We start from the raw sequence: 902 nt of genomic DNA on the forward strand, positions 1-902 counted from the left end.
ACGATGACAGGACCTTGTGCCGGCACTGTTCGAAACACCCAGTTATAAGCGTTCGAGCGTGCAGGTTTGCCATCCGAACGGTTCAAGACCTGCGCGTAGGTCTCGTCGATATGGAGTATCGATTTCTCAAGCAGCTTGCTCTTCATCTTTTCGTAGAGTGGATGGAGCCACTCGTCGGTTGAACGGATCACCCAGTTCGAAAGATTCTTGTCATTGGTCATCAGGCCCGCTCGATCCCACTCTTTTACCTGACGGTAAAGGGGAAGGTATTGGATGAACTTGTCGTAGATCAGTTTGGCCAGTACGGTAGGACCTGCGAGACTTCTCGGAATCACCGCCAACGGTGCTTTTCCACGCTTGATCTGAGCAGGTTTTTCCGTTGCTGTCTTGCACGCAGTACATTCGTAGGCGTGTTCAATATGTTGGACGCGGACCATCTTAGCAGGGATGAACTTCGCCTCTTCACGGGCGACCACTGAACCGATTTCTTGGAGTTCGTGATGACAGGAGTCGCAATGAAGGTCTATAGGATGGTGATGGATCTCTTCAACCTCGATGCCGTCTTTAAAGGAATCGTTGCGCTTTTTCTTTTTGAGCTTACGGACTACAGTGTATTGGACTGTTCCTGTGCTTTGTTCCTCTGTGTGCTCAGAATCGTTAAAAGACGGGTCGTCTTCAAACAATGAGCCCTGGCCCTCATGGGCCTGATATTTTTCTTTCTCTGACTTTGGCGCATAAAGTGCCTTTGTCAGTAGACGAACCTGTTCGGAGAGATGTGCAACCTGTCTTACCAGTTCCTCGTTCCGATTGTTTGATTCGGATAGTTGGCGTTCCAGTAGGGCGATCAGTCTCTCTAGTGATTCCTCGTTGCGCATCTTCGTCACCTCGTCTTCCGTTCGATA

The 902-nt window shown here is 49.8% G+C and carries 1 protein-coding gene; it reads right to left on the minus strand.

From position 1 onward, the window contains the following. Positions 1–875 (minus strand): IS66 family transposase (locus tag ACFO0S_RS14770; protein ID WP_378142907.1); only part of this gene is annotated, 875 nt, incomplete at its 3' end. Positions 876–902: the final 27 nt, after the last annotated feature.

The sequence above is a fragment of the Chryseomicrobium palamuruense genome (assembly GCF_042649045.1).
Taxonomy (GTDB): domain Bacteria; phylum Bacillota; class Bacilli; order Bacillales_A; family Planococcaceae; genus Chryseomicrobium; species Chryseomicrobium palamuruense.